Genomic DNA, 25,260 nt, shown 5'->3' on the forward strand with positions numbered 1-25,260 from the left:
ATTTATGAATAGAGCTAGCTTTTCCATATCCTATCGATCTGCCATGAATCGAATTTATGTTCCGCCCGATAATGCATATTACTGACCAAGTGAAAGAAGAAGTAAAAATCCTCTTTATCCTCAAACCAAAACTCCCCAAAGTTCGGATCAAAGAAACAAGCATCCTGCTTTTGCCCGCCAAATGACTGGGCACCAACCCAAGCAGCTACTGCATGAGCGCCCGGATTCTCGTCTCGACTAGAGCGCATTTCAATTAACGCATAGGCTCCATTAATCTGTTTAAGCCGCTGTCGCAAGGAATCCCTGTTTGATCTTCCGGTAGCTGAAGAAAGCACTCTCAACCGATTTAAAAGTAACCATGCCCTATGAGAAGCTTCCCAGTTGGCACTTTGCTGCCAGGCTTGCTGTTGTGCCGCTATTCGTTGGTATTTCCCCATATTGAAAGGGATAAATCTTCGCTGATCCCAAACGCCACCCAAGTGATTTACTAAAGAGTCGTCATAAGCATGATACTTAATCCAGTGTGAAACCAGCGACAAACAGATTCCACCGCCAGAAATCTGTCGGATATTCAACACAGGAAATGATTGGGAAAAATCCCAAGTACATACTCCACCCAACTGGCGCGCCATAGAGTAAACGCTGTACATAAAAGGTCCTACGAAAAAATTATTGTGACTCTGTACTTAAGGAGCCTCTGAATAACTACGCGGATAGAGTGAAATCTGTAACGGCCCCCTTATTAACCGTAACCATTTCTGCTCAAGGTGAAAGTGAGGCTCAAGGGTTCTTTTCTCCGACGCAGGAGTTGGAACTTTACGCGCCAACCCCACCGCCGACTTTATGATTTGGGCGCAAGTTTTTAGATTTTGGTCATATTTTAACGACAACCAAATACAGGGAAGCAAATTCAGAGAAGACAGGAAAAAGACAAAAAAGTGGAGGGGAATTAACTGTGCTAAGCGTCACAACAACAGGCAGCACTCACCGCGCCGCCTGCTTCTGCAATCTAACAACGTTTAGTCGTGCATTGGGTTGCGAAGAATTGGGCAAACAGCGTCTTCTTTCTTAGCCATATACCACTGGTGGTATTCATCGGCATAGTAGAACGGTTGGGCCATGCTGATCTCAGTGGTGATTGACCGCGATCTTTAGCATCCAGCGCCTCCTGCACAGCCGCCCTACTTGCTTCCGCCTCCTGTTTCTGGCCTTCATTCAGCCAGAAAACACAGGAACGGTACTGGGAGCCGATATCGTTACCCTGTCGCATCCCCTGGGTTGGGTCGTGGTGATCCCAGAAGATACGCAGGAGCTCTACATAGCCCACCTTTTTCGGATCAAAGATTACTTTTACCACCTCCGCATGCCCGGTACGACCGGTGCAGACCTCATCGTAGTTCGGGTTTTCAGTGGCGCCATCGGTGTAGCCTACGGCAGTGGCAAAGACAACATCCGTATCCCAGAACCCATGCTCTGCGCCAGAAGCACCCCATACCAAAAATGGCGACCTCCAGGTGCTCGGGGAGTGGCTCTTTAATGGTGTTGCCATTTACAAAGTGGGTCCCACTGGGTATTGGATAAATATTTTTAGATTTTAGGCGCTTTTAGACATAAAGTAATTAAAGTTAAGTTGAGGGGACCGGCCTCCAAGAGCCCCAGATAACCGAGGGAGCCTTTAAATAATCTCACAATATCTCTACGGATTGTGATTACATTTCACCAAAAATACGACAGGCACTTCAAGCACAAATACAGGCCAATTTTAGGCTTACCCGAAGGCAACAAGCTGCTCACTCTTTTGGGGGAGCACTTACTAGCCAGGCAGAAATAATCAGTACACTCTGGCAATATAAACTGCATGAAATACGATGCCAGAAAACTTAGTACTGAGAAGCAGCACCTCATACGTAAAATTGCTGTTCAGCGAGTATTTGATGGAGAATCTGCGGCGGAGGTTAGTCGTAGCTTAGGGCTGGGGAGCAGAACTATTTTCCCATGGTTAAGGACTGCTCGGGAGAAAGGTATTAAAGCGCTATCTCCAAAAATTAGACCTGGACGCGGTAGAAAGCTATCAGCTATTGAAGAAAAGGAAGTCAAGCGATGGATTATTGGTAGCGATCCAAGGCAATATGGCTTTGACTTCGGATTGTGGACACGTCAGATCGTATCGGATTTGATTTTTGAGAGATTCAAGGTTGAACTTAGTATTTCTGGTGTCGGCACACTGGGCCTGACGCCACAAAAGCCTCTACGAAGAGCTTACGATAGAGATGAGAAGACGGTGAATAAATGGGTAAAGGAAGTCTACCCAAAGATTAAATCTTATGCGAAAAAAACTGGGGCAGAAATATTTTGGCTGGACGAGGCTAATATCAGATCAGACGATCCACTCCAAAGGACATGGGGAGAAAAAAGAAAAACTCCAGTGGTAAAAACGAGTGGTCAAAGACAGTCAATCAATGCGATCTCAGCTTTATCGAACAGAGTTGGCTTCTGGTGTCATATTTATAGTGAAAAGTTCACGGCAGAAAAGTGCGTAGAATGCTTCAAAAATTTCCAGAGAAGTCCGAAAAGACCAGTGATTCTCATTGTTGATGGGCACCCAGTACACAAATCGAAAAAGGTATTGGAGTATATCGATTCACAGGATGGCAAGCTTGAAGTGGTGTTCTTACCGCCATATGCACCAGACCTAAATCCAGATGAGTTGGTCTGGAATCATATGAGAAATATAGGGACCTCAAAGAAGCCGCTGAAAAAAGGTGAGACACTACTGAGTCGTGCAAATGCAGATTTGCAGAGCATCAAGAAAAATAGAAAACTTGTAAATCATTTTTTCAAGAGTCGTCTGTATTCTTTGCTGCTGCCTAGGTAATAAGCTCGAAAATCCTGCCTGTCAGCACAAGCATTCAGTGCTTCTACTAACCTATGATATCGTGCCTTATTGTAGCTAAACTGGTCTTAATATAGCGAAAGGGTTGCTCCAGCTTGGTCCCAACCTGTACTTCTTTCCATTATACGAAATCAAATTTTCTCCGGAAGAGATTTTTAGCTTGCTCGGCTTCAACGTTATGTTACAGACCATATTTCGATCTTCCCACATTTCCACGCCGATGTAGTGCCAACGGCGTGTACGATTCCGGTCTCATCATCAACACCAATAATAAGTTTCATATCAAATACCATTGCCCACCCTTCTTGATCTTGTAGATCTCTGGATTATGAGCTTTTCTTATTTTTGGTAGAACTGCGCGCACTGATAGTTCACTGATAGTTGTTGCATCTACGATGCATCCTTTTTTCAGTAATACGCCATTTTCTATGATCTGCTTGTGAATAGCCGTGAAGAGTTGACGAGCAAATTATTGTGTCTCAAGCAAATAGCAAAACTTAAAGATGATTTTTTTATCCGGGATAGGCTTTGTCAGTGCCACCCCAGCAAAGCGACGCATGACTTCGATTGCATAGAGGACGCCACATGTACGAGCTAGAATTACTTACTTTTTCCCTGTTTTCTAGTAATTCAGGCTTAAACTAACAGTGGTTACATTCTTGCTTCGCTCACTGGGAGTAATTAGTCCACCGCTTGTGATAAGTACGTTTTTTCAAAGTTCCCACTGGAGACAAAATTGCGTCGACCGGGAAGCTTCGTCTGAGTTTTTAGTCAACTAGGTGCTTGGAACATTTGGAGTAAATTTGTACTATTCTATGCGAATAAGATAATCTCGCCACCCCTGAATTAATAGCTTGATTTTGTTCTGACGATGTATTGTGCTTTATTGTATTAACCTGCTGATTATTTATCCTGCCCCCAGCATACTATATCCACCTCTCTGAAGCTTCTGTAGACTTTCGATGCCTGAGTGTTTCACTCCTCACTTGTAGCTCATTCCTGGGCCTTTTTTACCTTTACGCGGCAATAGATATTCCCGATGACTCATTAGGGCCATCTATTCCCGAAATCTTTAGAAATCAACAAAATAATGACCAAAAACTAAAGATGAGATATGGGTGAAATCTAATAATACTTGAACCTTGTGAAACCTATAAGAGTTAATGAAAGTGACTATCCCGTTTTTTGAATCCATGGCTATAGCTATGCTCCTATTCACCCTTGCAGGCTGTAGTGGCGGAGGGGGTAATAATGGCGCTACTGGCGGTGAAGATACCACTATAGCGGGGTCGCCTGCGGAAGACCCACCTGCTGAGGACCCACCTGCGGAAGACCCACCTGCTGAGGACCCACCTGCTGCCCCCGAAGCAGTTCAGGGTTTTACCCTGAGCTTCGAGGCAATCAAGGTTTTCCGTTTTAATTGGAGCGATGCGGAAGGGGCTACTCATTACCACCTGCTGGAAAATCCTGATGGAATTTCCGGTTTCACACGTTTAGTCGAGGATATTCCCAAGGGTAATGGGACCCTTGAGGTACAAGTCCCACTGCACGCCCGAACAAATGCGCTATATATACTGCAAGCTTGTAACAAGGTGGGAGAGCAAGATCTTTGCACTGATTCTACCTCCCTTAGCGTAAACGACACCTTGGTGGAGAGCATTGGCTACTTCAAGGCAAGTAATACAGGTATTAGGGACGTTTTCGGAGTGTCAATCGCCCTCAGCGCAGATGGCCACACCCTTGCAGTAGGCGCTACCTTAGAGGAAAGCGATGCGACCGGTATCAATGGCGACCAGGAGAACGATGATGGAGTCAACCCAGATGGAACTAGCCCAGCAGGTGCGGTCTATGTGTTTACACAGGTAGATAACGCCTGGGTACAGGAGGCCTATATCAAAGCCAGTAATAATAATGGAGGGGGTCTTTTCGGTGTTTTAGATCTGAGCGGGGATGGCAACACTTTAGCCGTTGGTGCATTCTATGAGAACAGTGGCACAACGGGTATCAATGGCGATCAAACCAATACTGACGCCCCTCAATCCGGCGCGGTCTATGTTTTTACACGTCTAGATGGTGCCTGGACACAAAATGCTTATATCAAAGCTAGCAATACATCCCCCTATGACTTATTTGGACGCTCTTTAAGCCTCAGTGATGACGGCCGTCTTCTAGCTGTAGGTGCGCCTTTTGAAGATAGCAGCACTACTGGCATCAATGGCGATCAAACAGATCCAACTGTTATACTTGGCATCCCTGACGAGAGTGGAACTTGGCAAATAGAGGATAACAATGAGAGTCAGGAAATCGGCAATACTGTGAATTCAGGAGCGGTATATGTTTTCTCCCATATAGATGACACCTGGGTGCAGGAGGCTTATATTAAGGCTAGCAATACCGGTCTTCTGGATGAATTCGGAATTTCCGTCAGCTTGAGTGGGGATGGTACAACTATGGCTGTTGGCGCGACCGGAGAGGATAGCAAAGCGGTGGGTATTAATGGCGAGCAAAGCAATGATGATGCCCTTTACTCGGGCGCTTGCTACGTATTCTCCCGTACGGATGGTAATTGGGCGCAACAGGCGTATATCAAAGCGAGCAACTCTGATTATGACGATGAGTTTGGCTTGTCAGTTGACCTAAGTGCTAATGGTAACATCTTGGCCGTTGGTGCTAATAATGAAGACAGCAATGCCATAGGCACTGATGGCGATCTAAGCAATAATGCAGCCAAAGACTCTGGTGCTGCCTATGTCTTTGCCCGTGCAGATGGCCAGTGGGCGCAGCAGGCCTATCTCAAGGCCAGCAACTCAGATGCCTCTGACAATTTTGGTGAATCAGTTAGCCTGACTGCCGACGGTCGAACTCTGGTAGTTGGAGCACCCAGAGAGGGCAGTATCGCTAAGGGTGTAGGGGGAGACCAAAACAATAACAATGCCGAAAATGCTGGCGCAGCTTATATGTTTGCTCTAGTTGATGGGACCTGGTTGCAGAAAACATATTTGAAAGCAGGCAATACTGATGCAAATGATGCTTTTGGCTTTTCCGTCAACCTCAGTGCAGATGGCGATACCCTGGCTATTGGGGCTCCCAATGAAAGCAGTAGCTCTACTGGTATTAATGGTGATCAGGATAATAACCAAGCTGAGGGATCCGGTGCGGTTTATATATACTGATAGAAGCCTGACGCCCAGTAAAATCCCCCATCTTATTTCTTGGATTGGGGGGGGGTAGTGGCGCTTGCGTAGGCAGTTCGGTTATAGGTCTGGTATCTTTCAAAGAAAATCGCATTCTAAGAATTTAGTAAGAACTTTGCTTTTAAGATCGGCCCTCAAATCAGCAACCACCCGCATAGCGGGTGGTATGGTGAAAGCCCCCAGAGGGGGCTATTTACAACCCCGCCAGTTGCATCTGCACTTGCCGGCGTTCTTCAACCTCTTGATGCTTGATGTACTCTCGAATCATCTGCTCATCAAGACCTACTGTGCTCACTCAGTAACCCTGAGCCCAAAAGTGTCTTCCTGTAAAATTTCTCTGCACATGCCTGTACTTCCGAAATATCTGGATCGCAGATTTCCCTTTCAGAAAACCAACCGTATTGGAAACACTTAACCTTGGAGGAATCATTAACAACATATGAATGTGATTCCTCATTGCGTACCCCTCGACCAACTCAATACCTTTTTGACGACATAAGTCTCGGAATATTGCTCCAATCTCATGTCTCAATGCTCCAAATAACGCATTCTTTCTATACTTGGGCACAAATGCCACATGGTACCTGCAATAATGTTTCACGTGAGCATGGCACTGCCAATCTAGCATATGGCCTCCTTAAAGAACTTGCCGGTTCATGGAGGCCATATTTTACTCTGCACGCCGGAACGGCGGAGCCTTGTCTAGTCTCACCGCCTGAGGCGGTGGTTTACCTATTTGTTAATTAGAATGCGTTGCAATTACTGCTAGTACATCAGTTAATGGTTGCTCTTCAGCATAAAATTCAAATGGTTCACTCCGTAGATCTTCAGCCAATACATAATTAACCGAAACAGCACAAAAATTAATTAGAAAAAATAACACTAAGGTGCAATATATTTATATAGCTGATTTTCCTTAATTTCGTTAGAGTTAATCTTTGGCAAAACACTTTCACACAATGAACAATGATAATTTGTAAATTCATAAAATTCTTCATAGGAGACGCTATTTTTGATAATGGTCTGAAAACCGAAATATTTTGCAACGTCAGCTATTATAGATTTTGCAAACCCAGGCCATACATAGCCCTTTCGCATAGCATTCGTTAGGAGCACCCCTCTATGGATAGTTCCAGATTAACACTAACTAGCAAATATTCATTTCGTAACTCATAAAATAAAACGCTAAATTTTGAATCAAAATTTAAACAGTAAGATTTATCAGGGCCATCTATGATCTCAGATATGAGAAAATCGAGGCATAATTTTGTTAGTTTGTCATTCAGCGGCATAATGATCCGAAGCACCGCCATAGTCATTTATTCGAACTTCAACAGCGAAAACATAAAAATTCTTTTAATTTTAACTTTTTTATGCAAAGGACAATTGTATAGCGATCTGAAGATATTTATTGATCATGCAATATACAGCTTGATTAACATCCAATCAGCAGTATTTTGCGCACCTCATAAACAAGGTGCACAAAAAGTTATACTTTTATACCGAGCTTATTATCAACACTGAGATTACCTGATAATGCTCCTGAACTTATTGAGTTATTTTTTGATGTAATCAATTCATACCAATACATAGCCGCCTGATACAGTTCATTAACCCTTTTTACTAATGAACCCACCTCAATATTTTCAAAATATTCTTTATCACAAAGTACTACCTTTTGTGACTCTGGATTGATTGATAGCGTTGCATACTCTGTTCCTATCCACAGGTAGTTTGCTTGAAGCATCAAGTTACAGAAATGCAACTCCTGACCTTGGGGTATGCCACATATATCTAGAGTTAAAACTACAAACTCTCGGCTGTTCTCTTCATGGTGATAGATATGCATATCAATATCATCCCAAGAAATACGACATGAATCTTCTACCGGCTCCATTAATGGTTGCTGTAAGTTAATTGATAAATCCTGGATCAGTCTTTGAAAATCTAAATTCACAGTGAGTACTCTTTATAAGATCTCTAAATAGTTAAACTTGTTTTTCATGAGCCCTCAGCCAACGAATAACATCAGCTACAGGTTCAACAAATTCATCGGTTATACTTTGATCAACGCCTATCTTAGAATATAGCGCCCTTGCCAAGGGTACATTTTCAATAATTGGGACATCATTCTTGCTTGCTAAAATTTTTATCTTCCAGGATAATATAAATTCACCTTTCATAGTTACATACGGAGGCCCCGTGCTTGTATAGATCAGCATACATTCTTATGATCTATGCCGGCTTCGTCAATTAAAGACCTGGCACCATACTCTAAAATACCTCCTTTGAATTCAAATGATGATAATACTGGCTCCTGCTCTCTATCAACTTTCTTCAATATTTTCGAATTACTAATCGAAGCACTTGCTGACTCCGAAAGTTGTGACCTCAATGAAAGAAGGGCTATTCCCTTCTTTGTTATATCTAAAGAAAAGTGTATCGAAAACCTCTTGAACTCTTCTAGAGTTCCAGCTTCAGTAAACTCATCCTTGTTAATTGCGCTCGCCAGCTCAGAAACCCTACTCACCTCCTTCACATTTAAAGAAGCTTTTGTCATTTTTTAATGTTCTAGCATCAATATCCTTTCGGGATAACTTTAGCTCTATTTTGGTTTAGATTCTTATATTTATGCAAAAATGATGAAAATTCTATAAGGCTATTATTTATTGCCTGAAGCATTGCCCCCCCTAAAGGGGCAGCTCAGCTTGACGTTGGATACTATCTATAGCCTTGGGATTTTAAACGATATGAGTGACAACAAGTGTCGGACCGTTATATGAGCTCATTTAACCCCCTTAAATATAACAAAATAAATTAATAGCTATACGTACAATTAATTATCGTGTGTTGCTGTCAAGCAACTCCTATCTTCCCAAAGATTACTAAAATTATTCATTATCGTTTCTCTCTCTTCTGGAGAAAGACTTCGAGGACTCAATCCGATATAGAGACATCCAGGCTCAGAAAATTCCACCCTGTATAACTCTAAATTATATCCCCGAACCGTATGTTCCATGTAATGCATCGAATCCCGACTCTTGGTTGCAATAACATCTACATCGCCCTCTTTAAGTATGTCTATACACTTACTTATAGATTTACAGTCAACAAATGCAAAAGCAAAAGCAAAAGCATTTGGATGTAAATTTATCAAACTTGGATCAACTCTCAAGGACGAGTCATCAGCAACATGGCTTATAGTTTTTATTTTCGAAAAAATATCCCTGTCAGAAATATTTGCTAGGTTATACCTTTCCTTGAGAGTAAAGCAATTAATAGATGCCTCACCAATCAACCTTCTTTCCCAACTTGTTGCACACCCCCCTGATCTGAGATAATCCATTGACTAATGACAACATCATAATTACCTAACGCTAGCTTTCTTTGAAGATCTCTAGCTGATAGTTTGTCAATTGAAAAAGGGGGAAATCCTTCTAAGCAATTATATTTTTAAAACAAAACATCTGACGCTTTACTTGATATTACGCTTTCAACTTGCACTCCAATACTTAGTGTCGAAATTATCTCTGCATCACTTGTCTTTTGTACAGCACTACCTATTATTATAGAACCAAATAGACATGATAAAAAATATCTCAGGTACATTTTTGTCGAGCCTCAGATGGAGATATTCCATATTTTGACTTATACAGCTGGGTAAAGTACGACTGACTAGAAAAACCGCTCTCTAGGGCAATATCCACCAGTCTTCTATTGGTAGTACGAATTTGGATATCTGCGTGTCGGAGCCGCTTTTCGTTAATCCAGGCTTTTGGTGAATTTTCTTTATAAACTTGTCCAAACATTTTTTTAAAAGATGTCAAGCTCATGCCTATTTGCTTCGCATATGTAGCCACAGACCAGTTCTTCGTAGTGTTAGATTCCATGAATCTTCTAAATTTTTCATGTGTAGGATTAACCCTATTTAGCAGTTCGTCAGCAAGAATTTCCCCATGTTCACTATTTAGTTTCAAGAGAAGCAATTCTTCCAGCTTAAGAGCATTTAACCCATCATTGTCTAATCGGCCTAGCAGCCTAAAGGAGTCCAAAGTTATTCTCGTTAGCTCACAGCTTGGAAAGATGATTGGGGAAGCATACTTCGGTAATGAGGACTCCACCATTTTAGCAGCCTGTTTCTTGAGAATAAGCGCATTGTCATACCTGTCATAGAACCTGGCTAACATTGCTTCACGAATACGAACGCAAATAGCTACAATATCCTGGGACTCACTTTTATTACTCAAATTAAAGTCTGTATCAGAACCAACAAGCCAAACCTGCCCAACTGATAACTCAAATTTGGACTGGTTATATGTAATACTTGCAGAACCGGCTACCATCAAGACTAAATTAATAACCGGTGCAAATATGAAGGCAGCAGATTTTCCTTGAGGAATTGAAATAGTAATCAATTCTATTAAATCACCACTATGGTGACTTTCAATAGTTATTTCCCGTTCTGAACAGCATACCTGCCCTTTACTCAAGGCAATATTCATACTTTCAACAACTCACTAAAATTATTTCTTTAAATATACCGCTCAAACTCAATATCTATACAATAGACTTTGATAGTGCCTTAATTGTTGTACTATTATGAGAGTGTAGATCATCAATCATAGATTGAAATGCACTATTTAGGTTATCGACTAAGTTTATCTGCGCATTATTAGGAAAAGTTTCTGAGGAAAATTTACTTAGCGGGGTTTGGTAGTCCCCTACACCTCTCCAATCAGCAATACTTGCGTTATTTTTGTATGATTTTTTCCAGGGCATGGGATTGTAAGCAGGGTCCAGAGTATTCACTTTCCTCTGCTCAAAATAGAGTCTTTCATGTAGGTCATACATTACGACCATTTCAATTTCGCCTTTTAGTGAAAGCTGCTCTTGAAGCCAACCATCTACTGCATTTATCCTGCTTTTTAAATCTGTAAAAGCTTTTTGTTTATCCACTAAATGCTCAACAAGTAGCCCATTCATCTCAGAAACAATTTTCTCTGGTGCAACCTCAATTTCATTATGATAATATTTACCTGCATCATAGACCGAAAATACATCCGCGTTGATATCCGCCCTCATCTTATTTCGCAAAGCTACTCTTGCCGCACGAACCTCCTCACTTATTTGCTCGGGTGCTTGATCATCCTGAGTATAGAGCTTCGCAATTGCATCCATATCTTGTTCGAATGCACCATTCGCATCAAACAGAAGTAACTTGGACCCTTCTGATAGCACAGCAATCATAGCTGTAGGCGAACTTCGAGTTTGACCTAGAATCTCACCTTCTGTTGCTTCACGTACATTCCCATCACTGTCATAGCGAAATTTCGATGCTCCAAAAAGCCAAACATCCCCACCACTATCAGATAGGTTAGTTTCTTCACTTTTGGTCGCTTTCATACTATTCTGGGAGGCCATACTAATAACCCTTAGGCTCGCCCCCAATTGATTCCGGTCATACTGTCTCCTTTGAGCCTACACCAGTTTTGTATACATCTTGTGCGAAATCTATATGTTATCGAGTGACCCAGTAAGAATTTTCGGCTTTGCTAAATGCCCCGGGGAAAATTCTTGTTTCAGTACAATATTTAGTAGCCATGTTACGTAGTATCAGAATTCACGCTTTAGATTTTCCTGTTTTTTTTTTTGATTTTAGACTTTTTTCCCTGTTTCGTGGCACAGTGCTTCATCTAGCTTAGCCCCCTCAATCACTCCACTAATATGTGTGTCTGACTTCGCGTATTAAGTGTCCTGCAAGGCTTAAAGTTCATTCTGCTTCACATCTATCGCTCTAAATTTGATTTAACTCATGCTGAAGTAGTACATTTTTTTGAAGCGAGACTTTCCAGTTTATTGTTCTTCGCTGGACATCTCTCAAAGTTATTTATGCTGACCTATTTAAGCCTCATTCAACTTAATCCTATTAAACCCTGTATCCATTTGATCTAGCGTTTGAAGTATCGTTTGATCTATCAGTTGATTGTTCTGTGCCCTTCCATTTCCGTTTTCAGCCCCGACTCAGTCATCGACCTCACAAACATCCACACGCTATCGGTGATCAACAATTGGGGTCAGCTCTTTACGAGCTTCTGTCTGCTATACGGCCGATAGCTGAAAATTTTTATCACTCCTTGATTGCCCCGCCTCCCCGCCAAGTTATCAGTCTTGATGATGCGACTGATTTATACTCTACTTACTCAGCGTGGCATCAATACTGTTCATGTGTTTCCATTTGGCAGGTTCTACAAAGATAATCTTAGCTTCCTTAATCTGCGGATTTCTTTATGGTTTGTATTTAAAACTGTCACTCTCTATCATCAGTATCTCCTTATGGATACCACATCAGCTGCCAGCTCTTTGGATTTGCATCACCTAAGGTGATTCTGGATACATCGGTATGGTAAAGCGGGAATAGCTGAAAGAGACAATGGTGGGCTGGTACATAGCGTTTAGACCGAACAAGCTAAATCCCTTCCAGGTCAAATGTCACTTCGTAAAGTGGAAAAGAAAGAGATGCAGGTTAGGGTCACCCCTTCCGCTATATCAAGTGTCAGCTTGGCTACAATAATGCTCGATAACGCGGGTTGGTGAAAAATACTTGACACCTGTAATTACAGGTAGGCTTTACGATTTTATGGATAGGGAGAAAATATCTTGCTGCCTTGGGATATTGCGCCTGAAATCCGTACACAGAGGAATTCAGACAAAAACTTGGGAGATTTGTGCAAAAGTTAAAGCTATCTTCGTGAGAAGCCCAATTTTTATCCAGCCCAGGCTGGTCCGATAATAAGACCTCCTTAATCAGAAGTCTCTTCGAGAGTCTCTGAACAACTCCGCAATGTCTCTGCAGGCCTTGAATATTGCAGGGTTAAGCGTAGATCGCCGTGAATGGCTGTACAGCTGTGGCCTTTAAGACCTGCCCTTCGGGGCTTGCGTAGCGATTCACACTCCGCGCTGCGACTTATTGAAAGATCTAGCGATTCCTGCGAAGCCGCGCCTTGATTGTGAACCGCTCTGCATCCAGAGGTATCGTGAAGTTGTTCAGAGGCACCTAATTCTTGATGGCGGAAGCCTCCCACGAAAGTTGCCGTAAAATATTTTGCGGAATATTGGTTAATCAACGCTAGAATATTTTTTATTTAATCGATATATTTTTTACAAGCTTGAAATTGGCATCTACTGTAACCAGAGGTACTAAAAATGACCAGAACTAATAATTTCGTCGAAGAATTCTAAAGCAGGAAAATCTGCATTTAGTTACCATAACTCAAGTAAATGACTTATAGGATTTTCACTCTATGATAACTAGGTTCCACCTATATATACCTTTTGTATGGATATAGAGGGCCGTATATTGTTTTTTAATTTGTAAAATACCCGAGATCTTCATAGGATTAGCTTAGCAGGTCTTGCAGGTCTTATAGTTAAGGTTTGAAATTACTACTTTATGTCTAAAATAACTCATGTAAACCAGATAATTAGCACAGGTAAAATAGATTCTAAGTACTCAGCTGACATTGCTGTCGACCAGTATCAGGGGGAGTTCTGCCATGTGCGTAAAGATATGCAAAGATTGATAGATATAAACTTTAATCGCTTACCTCTTTCCTCCCCCAATTTTATTACTGGGGGCGACGCGTCTATTGATGCAAGTACTTCTAAACGAGCACTAATTCGTTTTTTACAACAACTAAGTACAATAACAGGAGCGGCCAGCACTTTAAATATTGCAGAAAAACTCACTGAAGTTGTAAAAATTGTAGAGAATGTTGAAAATGATATTTTGCATAGCAAATCATAAGGGTAATTAGCACAACGGTCAATTTATTCAACCGTATATAGATTTACTACTTTTGATTACCCAAAAATCGCTGAACTGATTAATTTTATACCACCCTTAAAGAATCTAATAATTATGAACAGGATAAATTATGCTGCCCTTTAACTTTAGTCCACCTAAGATTTTCCATACAAGTAAACCATCCAAGAAATCTCTACAGTGCACACTAGAACCTAACACTGCATCAAGCTTTGAGAGACTTCGTAGATATACTTTTAAATCGTATATTATAGTTTTTGCTGATACCAGTGGAGTATATAGTGGTCAGCATATGGAAACCCCCTCAGAAATAACATCTTCTGCATCGATCGAAAAGCCACCCTCTCCGATACAAAAAAATCAGCTTTACATAAGTGTGTAAATGATATTAAGAAGCGCGGAGCTTGGAACACCAAGCTTTCAGATATGCACCCATCTCTTTTGTCTCAATGTATAATAAGGCCTATCAATATAATTTCTCCTGGCTACAACCAGGTCTTGGCGATAGGTGAAGAGTTTTCTAGTTCGTCTGCAGTAAATTTATTCCTAGACAATAATCACTATCAACTAATTAACAATGCAGTCAAGAATCCATCAGATTTGATTGAGTTAGAAAAAGCAAAGCAGCTAGAATCAACTAATGCCCCAGAAGATGGAAATTGCTTATTTGCAGCAACAGCTAAATATTTAAATAACCTTCAGATTAATTATGCATCTCTTCGACAGAAACTTGGTGGCTGGGTAGCAGATAATCCTAACCACTCATTAGCTCAAGGTTTTGTCATTAATGAAATTATTTAGTCTGCATTGCTGCGTTGTGTTTCCAATCTGTCCAGGAAGGCTTGCCTCCCTCTTTGATCCGTCAACCTTATACTCGAAATGAAACTTTCTCATGCATTGAGATTTACAAATCTGCGCCTCCTTTGAGCTAAGTAGAGATGAATTCTTTCACTGCATTTACAAAAACCTTAGAAGCCGGTTCACGCCCAAGCAAAAGGTGGCCATCGCTATTCAAACCCACGAACTTGCAATTTGGGATGCTTGCTGCAATATCAATCCCTTGCTGTATTGGTATTCTTTGATCACCCAGCGAGTGGATAACCAGTGTCGGTACAGTAACCATTTTAAGTTTATCGCGAACATCTATACTACCAAAAACTGAAAGAAATCGGGCTGCATTATTCGCTGATGTTGTAAGTCGCTGAAACTCGTCGAACCAATCTAACTCATCAGCTTTCGCGCTAGGCATAAAGGTGGACGAAAAGATGTGCCTGTATGCAGGGTTGTCTTGCCCCCAACCTGACTCTGTAAGCGTTATTATAGCTTCACGCTCTTTAATGATCTTATCAGTTGCCCCAGTCCGCCAACCTGCTGCATACCCTCCAAAAAGAATCAGCTTATTAACGCGCTCCGGATAGCGTACTGCATATTCAATAGAAACAGCTGCCCCTTGAGAAATCCCGAGTAAGGCGAACTTATCAACACCACTTGCTTCCACAACCGTCTCTAAATCAGTTACAAATGATTCAAATGAAATGGTATCCACATTCCAATCGGATAGACCATTTCCACGCTCATCATAGCGTATAAACTGGTGTTCAGCGGATAAAGCTTGGAACAAAGGGCTCCAAATTGGGGATTCCCAATCATACTCTAAGTGGCTTAACCAGTTCGCAGCTTTTATGATTGGAGTTCCCCTACCGATAGATGCGTAGGCAATTCGAGCACCATCTGATGCTTTACAAAATTTAATTTTCTGGCTCTTAATTAATGTACGTTCTAATGACTGCTTCTTAAATCCTTTTTCATAAGTTATCGCAAAGTTATTCTTTGGTGTCCATGATATGCCAGCCCTTTTAAATCTTTCTAAAAGTTTTGGGCGAATACTATCAGCCTCCTCAATACGCCCTAACATTTCTAGCTTGTTTAGTAATTGAGTTGCTGCGTTAGGATTAAATGGCTCTAGCGTTTCCCAATCGCGCGCCCACTTTAATTGCTCTGGAGGCGGGCTGTTTTTATGGGATGACAAGCGCGATAAGGTTTGCCCTCGCAAGCGTCCCACCTCCTCCCTCTCTGCTACTAACCACTGCTGAAAAAGCTCCTGATCAGGCAAATCTATACCGTCTAGGAAAGTCTCCTTTAGCTCATCATGAATTGACAGAAGCTCACTGTAAGATAACTCAGGAGCTTTAAGCTTTGAAGCTAGCTCCCTCACATCAATATGAATATCTTCCGTATCCATGCGAACCCTTTCTCGATCTGCATTTAAGCGCGCATTGTGCGGGTCATTCACAATAGGCCTGATCTTACTAAGAGACCACCTTAGCGATGCCCTAGGATCATCTGGCAGATCCCAGAAGAGCTCACACAAACGATCACGACGGTGCGGCCTTGAAGCCAATAACAAGAACGCGAGGATTGCTCGGGTTTTTTTGGAGCGAGGTAAACTTATCGCTGAACCATCATGGTAGACAGCCAACTCGCCAAACATTTGAATTGATATATTCACAACAACCTATTTACCAATTCTTGTACAAAGTCCTAAGGAGTCCCAAATTACCCCAGATCATCTTTGGGCTGAAGTGTAAAGCGCAACTCGCCACATCTAGCCTTAGCCCTTAAGAAGCGTCTATACAATCGTAGCAGCCATCAAAAAGACATATTTAATCCAAAGTAATTTTTTGACCCATTGGTTCTACTCGAGTAGCTGACTACCCATAATACCTATGAAAATATCTAGTTAGTGGCTTTCCTATTAGCCTGATATAAATATTTTGTACCACGAACTTGAGGAGCTCGGATGCTCCTGCCTGACCAAGAGCAGTCATCGTATGCTAGTAATAGGTGGTACTAAAGTCACGTTAAAAAGGAAGAAACTATACATTGTCTATTTTTCGTGCATTATTAGGCTTAAAGTATTATAGAAAGTCGAATATCTTGATTTTTATCTCCCTCTTACTACTCCGCGTATCAGACATGATCGATGATGTCTCAAAGAAAAGTTCTCAGAGTATTACTTTTTTGGCATCACTTACTTGATTGTTGTTAGATACAAAGAAACATTAATCAGGGGGCTCTGGATACGCCTAGACTTCCCGTCGGACCTCAAAGAATACCGGTGATAGGCTAAGCTTTAAAGGAAATAGCTTTTTAGTCATTGCAAGTGTTATTACGCTGGCCCTACGGCATCCTATGATCAATTCATAATCCGCAACAAGGCCTCCAAAAAACCTAATATTTTTAGAAAGCTCTCCTCAGGCTGCACCCACTCTGAGAGGCACTTGCATCACCTGTCCCCTCCCAGAAAAGTGGCCCAAAGGCTAACCTAAAACTATCTATGCCCTACCAAGCCAACTCCAAATGTGACCAGTCGGTCAACAACCTCTCTATGTATCTTCAGCACCCAACATCTATATATGGCACTATCTACCTTGGCACTCGTGCCCAGGCCAATCATTGAAAAGAACCTATGGAGCTAGAGTACGACTGTAGCGACCAACTGTTTCCGGAAAATAAGTTAAGTTTTTCTTCCGCTTTTGCAGTCGTGCCCCCATCATTGCGTTGGTGGGGGCGCTCCCAGTTATAGTAAGTCATTAGATAATGACTGATATCTCGGCGCGGCGGACCTCCAGAATGACTTTATACTACCGTTTTATGCCATACATGATCTTCCAGTGCTGCGCATCCTAACTGATCGTGGTACCGAGTATTGTGGCAAATTGGAACAGCACGATTATCAGTTATATCTAAGGAGCCTCTGAATAACTCCGTAATGCCTCTGCGGGTTTTGAAAGCTGCAGATGTTAGGCGCAGCTTGCCGCGAATGGCCGTAGCCCTTTGCAAAAGCTGCAACGCAGCAGATGCGGCCTTCAAGACCCGCCCTTCGGGGCTTGCAGAGCGATTCACACTCCGCGTTGCGACTTCTTGAAAGGTCTAGACATTCCTGCGAAGCCGCGCCTTGATTGTGAACCGCTCCGCATGCCAGGGGTATCACGGAGTTATTCAGAGGCTCTCTAAGTGTGAACGAAATAGAACACACTAAGACAAAAGCCAGGCATCCACAAATAAATGGGATCTGTGAACGCTTCCATAAAACCATTTTACAAGCGTTCTACCAACCTTCATACGCCGCAAGATCTATGGATCAATAGAAGAGTTACAAAAGGATCTGGACGAAGGCTCACATATTACAATAATTGGAGAACCCATCAGGGTAAATAGCACCTCCTGAAAAACCGGTAACTGTCAGATCAAACCTGAGCTACTATAGTTGAAGGGTAGGATCACTCGGACCCTTTTAGCTACCCGCAACTTTCTAATAGCGCTAGAAGATACCAGTCTCCCAAGCCACCAATAATAGTCCAATCTTGAGAACCTTAAACACCGACACATCAAGTTAATCGAGAATAGCCCTACATGCTCCTGTATCAGTGCGTACTTTACTCTTAGTGGTTCGCAAAGTACGCAGCTGCCTTTTTAGACGCTCGCCCCCCTTACGCGCCTCCTGCAATTCCTTCGTGAGCCTGCGGACTACTGCACTTTCCTACTTGGAGTAGTCGATACCATTTAATCTATTAAGCTGCTTATCTGAGAGACGATTAAATTGACCGCGCCAGCTATAGATCTGCTGTGCACTGACACCCAGCTCGCGTGCCACAGAAGCCGTTGTCACTCCAGGCTTTTCCGCCCTTTTTACTGCCTCGATTCGGAATTCCTCTGTATACGCCTGAGTTCTTTTGTTTCCCATGATACAAGGCCGAAACCTAACTATACAGGGTGTCTACTTAACCTGGGTAAGTCTTATATCGAGCGCCGCTGAACTTGACCTACTAGCTATTAGTTAAAAAGTCCGATTGATTAAAAGCATTTAAAAAATATGGAAGCAACGAATAAAGTGTACCAATGGAAGGACTGTTTCTGAGCCTGGGATTTGAATGGATTCCTTCTCCAGGTTATACATTTATAAAATTAAAATCAGAACCTAATGGCTTACAGCAACTGTGAGCATTCCCACCGGCACAATGGGGATATCTCGCCTAGAGATGGAAAGTAAAATTAACATATTATCCGAAAATAGTTGCAATGCACATCATTTAATCCTTAGATATTAATGATCCTTGATTTTAGATAATAAGTGTGGCTGGGAAAGTAGGGTTCAGTTGGTAGAGTCAGCACCTCTCCCGACTAGAAGATGGGCACTGATGGGAGTGTTTTGAAGAATAACTACAGGGGTCGAATATCCTCAAGTAATTTACATCTGTGGACGATCTATTGAGACCGAAGAACACACAACGCCTGGCTACTAGGAAAGACACAGTATAAACAGCCTGCACACTAGATAACAACTAAAATATTTTTCAGAAAAACTTGGAAGGAATTATTTTGGATTAAAGATGTGAGTTTTCGAACCAGAAAGCCCTTATTCATGCAGAGAAATAAATACCGATCTCTGTGATCCAAAAGTCAGAAATAGAGAGAAAGAATGGTAATTGGTACATGCATACCCCCAAAGGGAAGTGACCTATCCATTCATGAAAAATGCAGACATAAATGATAACCACAAAGAAAATTAAAAATAAAATTAAGACCCCTAGAAGCACTATATTCACAAAAAAGGTTAGGGGGGGGCAACATTTCATCCATCGTCCGAACTCACACAGACAAAGTTGATGAACTTATACTAATGATCTGATCATTATTATTCACCCCAACACTCTACCTATGCCTTTATTCTTTTTCTAAAGTAGAAAGCATATCCATATCTCTTTGGTAAATACGAAAGTATTACCAGTCACAGACCGAAGACAATACGACCCCATGAAACTTTGAATATTAAGCAAACACTACCGCCACACATAAAGCACCCAAAGAAATAACAACTTGCTTTATAAAAGACCACCTTCGCCCCCCCATTAAACAAATACAATCGATTACATCCCAAAAAAAAAGACCAATATTGATAGAACCAGAAACCCAAAAATATATAGTTAAAACACCAATAAGAAACAACACCTAAAATAAAACATAATTACAATAATTACTGATTTTCATCCCCCACACGGGGACTTTCAGAGCAAGGAAAGGAAGGGGGTGGACATGTTTAATATATTTAAATTAGTCAAGGAGGGACAACCATATGAGATAACACTGATACTGGCCAATAGATTCAAAATTCCTCTAAGCAACTGTATTAAAATTAATGATTATGTTACCAAAAGATTACTTAATTTTGAAAAAAATACCTCAATCGCTAGCTTATTTAAGCTGCATTATAATGACACTAAGCACTCAAAGTTTCGCGAAGGATTCCGATGGAGATGGGCTCGAAGATCATGTTGAACAACTAATAGGGTTAAACCCCAATAATTCCGATTCTGATCAAGATGGCATTCTTGATCCAGATGAATTTTATGAATTTAGAGATTTTATTGAGGCCGATACTGGTCGCACAATTAACCGGGATCATTTTCTAGTTAACCCATCTATCGATAGCGACGAAGACCAAATTACAGATTTCACTGAAGTCTACGGGTATTATAATGATGGAAACTTATTGAGAGGGGCACAAAGAGCTGTTCCGTCAGATATATGGCTAGATATGAGAGATAACTCCTCACATAATGTCATTTTAAACGGCATAACTATTCGAACTACAAGGTGGGCAATTAAAGCACTCGAAGCTGCTGGAAAGGTCACTACACAACAATTATCAAATCTCGATACAGGAGGCGAGCAAGACTTCAGAGTTCTCATCGTTGATGGGATGTACGATATTATCCGCTCCCATGTTATCAGTAAATTAGATGGACTTGGTGTTGCCAACCCGGAAACACATCAGGTAATTACCGGGTCTCCCCGCGAAGATGGAACCATCGCATCCGTAATGGCGGCAATCATGATCAATAGTGATTCTTTTGGCCCCGCTAGAGAAATCTTCTTTACAGACCCTTTTAGATACAGCACAGATTTTGACCCTTATAGTGACCGAGAAGAGGCAATTGGTATTTTTGGAGCCTCCCAACCGGTCCATGGAGCATCACACCCACTAATTGGAGCAATGCCACAACTTGTAACAACACTCGAGGGCATAACCCTTTATGATATGACTACAATTGGTGAATCTAACGGCACCGAAGTCGGCGAGGAAATCGGTGAGTATCAGACAAAGGAAAATAGTCAAACCAAAGAAAAACTATGGTTTGTTACATTAAACTTTGAAGGCAATGCTGGTACCGATGGCCTAAGCATCGGAGTAAATACCGGTGGGGGTTACGGTCAAAGCACCGGATGGTCCTCTAGTGAGGCAATAGAGACGGGCTCAAGCACATTTGAGTCTTTAAGCAGTGAAACTTCTACTGAAGTTTCAAATAGCTGCTTTTCCTCAATGGCACTGACTTTAAAGGTAACAAATACTGGGTCAGACGCGGCCTCTCAAATATTTCCATTCTGGGATATATATTTTGGCGATCAATTATGGGGAACCGTTGACTATGAAGGCAATGGGTTCTCACTAGCTGCTGGTCAGAGTGAGAGACTAGTTGTACTTGGAAGGAGTGAAGAAGGATCATGCTTAAGTGTGGAGGAAACAGATTACTTAGCGAATGGTGGTGCAGTTGGATTAGCCACAAATATTGCAAGTGCAAAAGTGACTCTCTTCAACAATGCTACAGGTCAACTCAATAACAATGCGGACTGGTCAGCCCTTATTAACTCATTCAATTCTGATCTCGCACGTATAAGTGTAAAAGGCGTGTCTGCGAACGGTAGTGACTTCAATCACAATATCTGGGTTCATGCCTATGATGAAGGTAGTTTATTACCAGACATGTCGGTAACCATTAAGGAAGCATTTGATATAGCCTATACCCAGCTAGACTGCAAGAACAGTGGCTATACAGATGCAGCCTTATGTTATCGTACTTCAGAAGGTGATTTTATTATTGGCGGCGACAATGATCGCGCATCCAGTTTTGAGTTCACATTTACAGATAGCAATTTTAACGTAATTAATGACCCAAATTTTGTAGAGCAACTAACCTCAAAAAATAACAGCTCTAATTTTTGGGATATACGATTGCCACCCAAAACAACTGTAACCATTACTCAACAAATCCCACTGTATCCAATAGTGAAAAACTATGATATTTTCCAGCTATATGGTGACAATGGAATTACTAATAATATAGAAGTGCACGCAGTCATTAATGATCATTTGGGAATAAAGAGTGTCGAGATATGCGATGGCAATCAATGTAACCCATTAAAACCCAAACTAGAATCCGGAGAACGAAGTAATAACTACTTCAAGTCTGTAAATAATATTTCCGATCTAGGTAACTTAACCCTGAAAGTAGAAAATACTTTAGGGAACATCTCAGAAACACCGGTTAGCCCCACGGCTGTAAAATATAGCAAAGAAACACAAAGAAGAATCACTTTTGCAGAAAACTATGCAATTAGCCTTAGTCAGCACCTTAAATACTATGAGGAAGAGATTAGCAGTACCGATAAAGATTACTATATAAGAATGGGATTAATATCAGATATTGACACCTTGCGAGAAAAAGTAGACGGCATCAATAATGATGCATTTTATCTTTCATCCGTATGTGATAATAACCTGAATACAATAACCCAGTGTTTCGACTCAATAGATAAATTCGATAAAACTTATCTGTCAGAAGAGCAAGTTCTTTTCAACTTGAACAAAATGCCAATTCGAAACCGATTACTAATGCCACGCGGTCAAACCCCTTCTTTTTCAGGTGATGTAGATTGTGCGATTCCCTCAAACTCCATCATTGTGGGAATGAAGGCCAAATCAGTAATTAGAGCTCCTGGTACGGATGCCAACCTCAAAATAGGTATATTTTCACGAGAAATCCTACCTACATATAAACCACAAGAGCCATTCTTTATTTTCAACTCAACTGTTGAATCATGTGATAAGTATAGCGGTAATGGCAATATGCATTTTTATGATTTTAATTTTGTAGATGGTGACAACACTAAAGCATATGCTTTCACCAATTTTGGCCTTGATGTTGATAATGGTCAAGTAAATAAACTTTGCGTGGGAAGGCACAAGGTAGACCTATCAAAAAAGGGACCTCTCACATCCACTGGAAGTCATTATAGTTCAATCTGTGGTAATAGTGATAGCTGGAGTGGCATCGAACGTAGAACGTCATCTACCCCAACAACTACGAGAGGACTGCCGTACCACTTAACTGCTGAAGCAGTACGTGCCACCGCAAAAAGTGCATCTTTTTATCGGGTTCAAATGTCTGAAATTGTTTTTGCCCAGCCCTACACTAGCGGGTTAACCAATGGTTACAGGTATCGAATTAAAAATGTTGAAACGGGAAATTATTTAGACAAGAGATCAGGAGACAATGATATTGTCGATATATCGCCGCGCAATGATGATGATCTTTCACAAATATGGATACTCGATGCCGTCAACCCACTCGAGTTTCGAATAATTTCTGCTAGTCAGAATACAATCCTTACTCAACCTAACTCATTAACGGAGAAATTTTTTACTAGGGCTATTCCCAACAATGACCAAGAGCTTGAATCAAATTATTCTCAACACTTTAGGCTCGAGTCACTTAGCGGGGGAGCAAATACTATTAAGTCTGTCTATATGAACAACAAATATATGTCAGCTGCTGGGAATCTATCAAATGCTTCAACAAGCACTAAATGGCTTTTTGAACGGGTAACTGATTAAATATTCTTATACCTCATTAAGCGCTTATGAGTTCGTTAACAAGAGGTTTCATAAGCGCATCTTAAAAAGGTGCTAGCAGCAAACTGATCTGACGAATTTGAATTCCCGATATAGTAACTAGCAACAGTTCTCTTGAGGCAGGGGCTAGTGATACAACCAGCCAGCACTATGGTGATACTATTGATTTATTTTTAACTGTGTAACTAATTGCTTTCCAACACTCAACACCTAAGTGTCTCATGAGTAAAATAATGACTGAAAACACCCTTAGTTGACTCACCCAGATGCCTATCAACATAATAGGCGGTTTTGGCTGAGCGCCCCCCCCCCCCCCCTCTGTTCGAGGTTTTGACAACAACCACAGCGGTAATAACTCCACTCACCTTAAAGGGCAACATAGTAGAGTTGAAATAAGTGGTCTCTACTGTCAAACCGGATAATTTAAAAGTCAACTTGTTAATACAGGGCCAACCCATCTAACACAGATCGATAACCGGATTTTGGCTCAGTATGCACCCGCAATATCGTCAATACCCATGAGGAAACTGTGGATCTATATTTCTGCAGATTTTGCGCTATAGGGTACTAAGCTGCTTATGAAGTCGAGATAGGTCGGCACACACATCCTCTGGATTGGAAGTCCGCAGTTATCCATCTCAAAGAAATTGCGCTTCACGCTGCCCCAAAAAGCACTAAGCGTCAATATGGAAGGCCAGAGGGTCCCTCTGATCTTATATCTCAGAGGAACAGTGGATGTTAAATTCTGGTTGTTCGTGTAGTATTCATCGAGTTGAAGGTATTTTCCGTAGCGACTGCAGGAGAATATCTTACATCACGTTGATTCGCATCAAGTATAAACTGGGGTAGGATTCATCGACAGACTTCGAGGCGGTTGCCGCTGGTCTAAAAAATAGCTCCGGGAATAAGCCACTCTCTGCTGAGAATTGAGGCAGCAATTACCCACAGACTAGCAAGTCCAAGAGCAGTACACTAGCCAAACTTTTATATTCTGTTTGGAAATCCGTACGGGATTCATAAATTAACTTATACAACGAATATACTAAAGCGCCACAACAGCATGATCGGATAAACTAAAAACACATAAATTTCAACCACCTAATGAACCTTCAATGCAGGGAATATATCGAAAAGTCGATAATTTTATCCAAAACTGGAAGCCGATCTTATACCGACTTATAATCGAGCGTAGAAAGCAGCTTACCGACTTCCAGCAATATATTAGCATGATTGATTAAATCTAATCATCAATCTCTACTTTATATACATTTCGTACCTAATGATATACTTCATAGCAAACTAATATGTCTAACCTCAACAATCTGAGAACCCTCATATTCAGCATCAATACTTATACGATCTCCGTGCTTCACACTAAGGCCTTTTATTTTCTTCTTATCTAAGAAAAAATAGTTTCCAGAAACCTCATCTTTAATCAAAAAAAGATGCTCAACCTTACTAAAGCTTTTATCTTCTACAGTGACTTCCTCTAGCTTTCCGACTATAAAATCTTCAGCCGTGACACTCACCGACAAAAAAATTGAAATCGCCATCAGTAGTATTCTAAACATAATTTACACCAAAAAAGATCTGTATT

Annotated in this window: 16 protein-coding genes and 3 pseudogenes; 7 read left to right on the forward strand and 12 right to left on the reverse strand. The window is 41.3% G+C overall.

Annotated elements, in window-relative coordinates; all coding sequences use genetic code 11:
- Window positions 1-14 precede the first annotated feature (14 nt).
- The gene (locus ACJJIY_RS17550) at window positions 15-632 is read right to left on the reverse strand and encodes a YopT-type cysteine protease domain-containing protein (protein ID WP_445358503.1); all 618 of its coding nucleotides are present in this window, start codon (window positions 630-632) and stop codon (window positions 15-17) included.
- 377 nt (window positions 633-1,009) lie between these two features.
- Window positions 1,010-1,549, reverse strand: coding sequence for a peptide-methionine (S)-S-oxide reductase MsrA (gene msrA / locus ACJJIY_RS17555; protein WP_444897031.1), 540 nt, complete (start codon window positions 1,547-1,549; stop codon window positions 1,010-1,012).
- Between the two features lie 309 nt (window positions 1,550-1,858).
- Between msrA and ACJJIY_RS17560 the strand changes: the two genes are divergently transcribed.
- Complete coding sequence (locus ACJJIY_RS17560; RefSeq protein ID WP_444897030.1) at window positions 1,859-2,875, forward strand: IS630 family transposase; 1,017 nt, start codon at window positions 1,859-1,861, stop codon at window positions 2,873-2,875.
- A 1,181-nt stretch (window positions 2,876-4,056) separates the two neighbouring features.
- A complete protein-coding gene (locus tag ACJJIY_RS17565) occupies window positions 4,057-6,066 on the forward strand; it encodes an FG-GAP repeat protein (RefSeq protein ID WP_445358504.1) in 2,010 nt (669 codons plus the stop codon).
- Window positions 6,067-6,280: 214 nt separating this feature from the next.
- On the opposite strand, the pseudogene tnpA reads toward ACJJIY_RS17565, so the two are convergent.
- The 7 genes and pseudogenes from tnpA to ACJJIY_RS17600 form a co-directional block, all read right to left on the reverse strand.
- Window positions 6,281-6,715 (reverse strand): annotated as a pseudogene (gene tnpA / locus ACJJIY_RS17570) (IS200/IS605 family transposase).
- 861 nt (window positions 6,716-7,576) lie between these two features.
- Window positions 7,577-8,044 carry a type III secretion system chaperone gene (locus ACJJIY_RS17575; RefSeq protein WP_444897028.1) on the reverse strand — a complete coding sequence of 156 codons (468 nt, stop codon included), beginning with the start codon at window positions 8,042-8,044 and terminating at the stop codon, window positions 7,577-7,579.
- Between the two features lie 31 nt (window positions 8,045-8,075).
- Window positions 8,076-8,270: an EscU/YscU/HrcU family type III secretion system export apparatus switch protein gene (locus tag ACJJIY_RS17580; RefSeq protein WP_445358505.1), complete on the reverse strand. Its 195-nt coding sequence runs from the start codon at window positions 8,268-8,270 to the stop codon at window positions 8,076-8,078.
- A gap of 32 nt (window positions 8,271-8,302) precedes the next feature.
- Window positions 8,303-8,647 carry a hypothetical protein gene (locus tag ACJJIY_RS17585; RefSeq protein ID WP_444897026.1) on the reverse strand — a complete coding sequence of 115 codons (345 nt, stop codon included), beginning with the start codon at window positions 8,645-8,647 and terminating at the stop codon, window positions 8,303-8,305.
- Window positions 8,648-8,923: 276 nt separating this feature from the next.
- Complete coding sequence (locus ACJJIY_RS17590; protein ID WP_445358506.1) at window positions 8,924-9,385, reverse strand: hypothetical protein; 462 nt, start codon at window positions 9,383-9,385, stop codon at window positions 8,924-8,926.
- A 301-nt stretch (window positions 9,386-9,686) separates the two neighbouring features.
- Window positions 9,687-10,589: a helix-turn-helix transcriptional regulator gene (locus ACJJIY_RS17595; RefSeq protein ID WP_444897025.1), complete on the reverse strand. Its 903-nt coding sequence runs from the start codon at window positions 10,587-10,589 to the stop codon at window positions 9,687-9,689.
- Window positions 10,590-10,644: 55 nt separating this feature from the next.
- Window positions 10,645-11,490 carry a hypothetical protein gene (locus ACJJIY_RS17600; RefSeq protein ID WP_444897024.1) on the reverse strand — a complete coding sequence of 282 codons (846 nt, stop codon included), beginning with the start codon at window positions 11,488-11,490 and terminating at the stop codon, window positions 10,645-10,647.
- Window positions 11,491-13,642: 2,152 nt separating this feature from the next.
- Between ACJJIY_RS17600 and ACJJIY_RS17605 the strand changes: the two genes are divergently transcribed.
- Together ACJJIY_RS17605 and ACJJIY_RS17610 are read left to right on the forward strand one after the other, a co-directional pair.
- Window positions 13,643-13,891: a hypothetical protein gene (locus tag ACJJIY_RS17605; protein ID WP_444897023.1), complete on the forward strand. Its 249-nt coding sequence runs from the start codon at window positions 13,643-13,645 to the stop codon at window positions 13,889-13,891.
- Between the two features lie 444 nt (window positions 13,892-14,335).
- The gene (locus ACJJIY_RS17610) at window positions 14,336-14,710 is read left to right on the forward strand and encodes an OTU domain-containing protein (protein WP_445358507.1); all 375 of its coding nucleotides are present in this window, start codon (window positions 14,336-14,338) and stop codon (window positions 14,708-14,710) included.
- 127 nt (window positions 14,711-14,837) lie between these two features.
- Here the strand turns inward: ACJJIY_RS17610 and ACJJIY_RS17615 are convergent, their stop codons facing one another.
- Complete coding sequence (locus tag ACJJIY_RS17615) at window positions 14,838-16,151, reverse strand: alpha/beta fold hydrolase (RefSeq protein ID WP_444897021.1); 1,314 nt, start codon at window positions 16,149-16,151, stop codon at window positions 14,838-14,840.
- A gap of 1,375 nt (window positions 16,152-17,526) precedes the next feature.
- On the opposite strand from ACJJIY_RS17615, the pseudogene ACJJIY_RS17620 reads away from it, so the two are divergent.
- Together ACJJIY_RS17620 and ACJJIY_RS17625 are read left to right on the forward strand one after the other, a co-directional pair.
- Window positions 17,527-17,655 (forward strand): annotated as a pseudogene (locus tag ACJJIY_RS17620) (IS481 family transposase); the annotation flags it as partial.
- Between the two features lie 267 nt (window positions 17,656-17,922).
- Window positions 17,923-18,127, forward strand: a pseudogene (locus ACJJIY_RS17625) (integrase core domain-containing protein); the annotation flags it as partial.
- A gap of 325 nt (window positions 18,128-18,452) precedes the next feature.
- On the opposite strand, the gene ACJJIY_RS17630 reads toward ACJJIY_RS17625, so the two are convergent.
- Window positions 18,453-18,656: a transposase gene (locus tag ACJJIY_RS17630; protein WP_444897020.1), complete on the reverse strand. Its 204-nt coding sequence runs from the start codon at window positions 18,654-18,656 to the stop codon at window positions 18,453-18,455.
- 1,527 nt (window positions 18,657-20,183) lie between these two features.
- On the opposite strand from ACJJIY_RS17630, the gene ACJJIY_RS17635 reads away from it, so the two are divergent.
- Window positions 20,184-23,645, forward strand: a complete 3,462-nt coding sequence (locus ACJJIY_RS17635; protein ID WP_444897019.1) for a hypothetical protein — start codon at window positions 20,184-20,186, stop codon at window positions 23,643-23,645.
- A 1,307-nt stretch (window positions 23,646-24,952) separates the two neighbouring features.
- Here the strand turns inward: ACJJIY_RS17635 and ACJJIY_RS17640 are convergent.
- On the reverse strand, window positions 24,953-25,234 hold the full coding sequence (locus tag ACJJIY_RS17640) for a hypothetical protein (protein ID WP_444897018.1): 282 nt from the start codon (window positions 25,232-25,234) through the stop codon (window positions 24,953-24,955).
- Between the last annotated feature and the right edge of the window lie 26 nt (window positions 25,235-25,260).

The sequence above is a fragment of the Microbulbifer maximicatervae (SeqCode) genome (genome assembly GCF_052468155.1).

Excerpts from the sequence above, each read along its gene's own strand:
- ACJJIY_RS17550 (WP_445358503.1), bottom strand. The coding sequence starts at position 632 with ATGGCGCGCCAGTTGGGTGGAGTATGTACTTGGGATTTTTCCCAATCA.
- msrA (WP_444897031.1), bottom strand. The coding sequence starts at position 1,549 with ATGGCAACACCATTAAAGAGCCACTCCCCGAGCACCTGGAGGTCGCCA.
- ACJJIY_RS17565 (WP_445358504.1), top strand. The coding sequence starts at position 4,057 with ATGAAAGTGACTATCCCGTTTTTTGAATCCATGGCTATAGCTATGCTC.
- ACJJIY_RS17615 (WP_444897021.1), bottom strand. The coding sequence starts at position 16,151 with ATGGATACGGAAGATATTCATATTGATGTGAGGGAGCTAGCTTCAAAG.
- ACJJIY_RS17585 (WP_444897026.1), bottom strand. The coding sequence starts at position 8,647 with ATGACAAAAGCTTCTTTAAATGTGAAGGAGGTGAGTAGGGTTTCTGAG.
- ACJJIY_RS17580 (WP_445358505.1), bottom strand. The coding sequence starts at position 8,270 with ATGAAAGGTGAATTTATATTATCCTGGAAGATAAAAATTTTAGCAAGC.
- ACJJIY_RS17600 (WP_444897024.1), bottom strand. The coding sequence starts at position 11,490 with ATGAAAGCGACCAAAAGTGAAGAAACTAACCTATCTGATAGTGGTGGG.
- ACJJIY_RS17640 (WP_444897018.1), bottom strand. The coding sequence starts at position 25,234 with ATGTTTAGAATACTACTGATGGCGATTTCAATTTTTTTGTCGGTGAGT.
- ACJJIY_RS17560 (WP_444897030.1), top strand. The coding sequence starts at position 1,859 with ATGAAATACGATGCCAGAAAACTTAGTACTGAGAAGCAGCACCTCATA.
- ACJJIY_RS17610 (WP_445358507.1), top strand. The coding sequence starts at position 14,336 with ATGCACCCATCTCTTTTGTCTCAATGTATAATAAGGCCTATCAATATA.
- ACJJIY_RS17595 (WP_444897025.1), bottom strand. The coding sequence starts at position 10,589 with ATGAATATTGCCTTGAGTAAAGGGCAGGTATGCTGTTCAGAACGGGAA.
- ACJJIY_RS17635 (WP_444897019.1), top strand. The coding sequence starts at position 20,184 with ATGACACTAAGCACTCAAAGTTTCGCGAAGGATTCCGATGGAGATGGG.
- ACJJIY_RS17630 (WP_444897020.1), bottom strand. The coding sequence starts at position 18,656 with ATGGGAAACAAAAGAACTCAGGCGTATACAGAGGAATTCCGAATCGAG.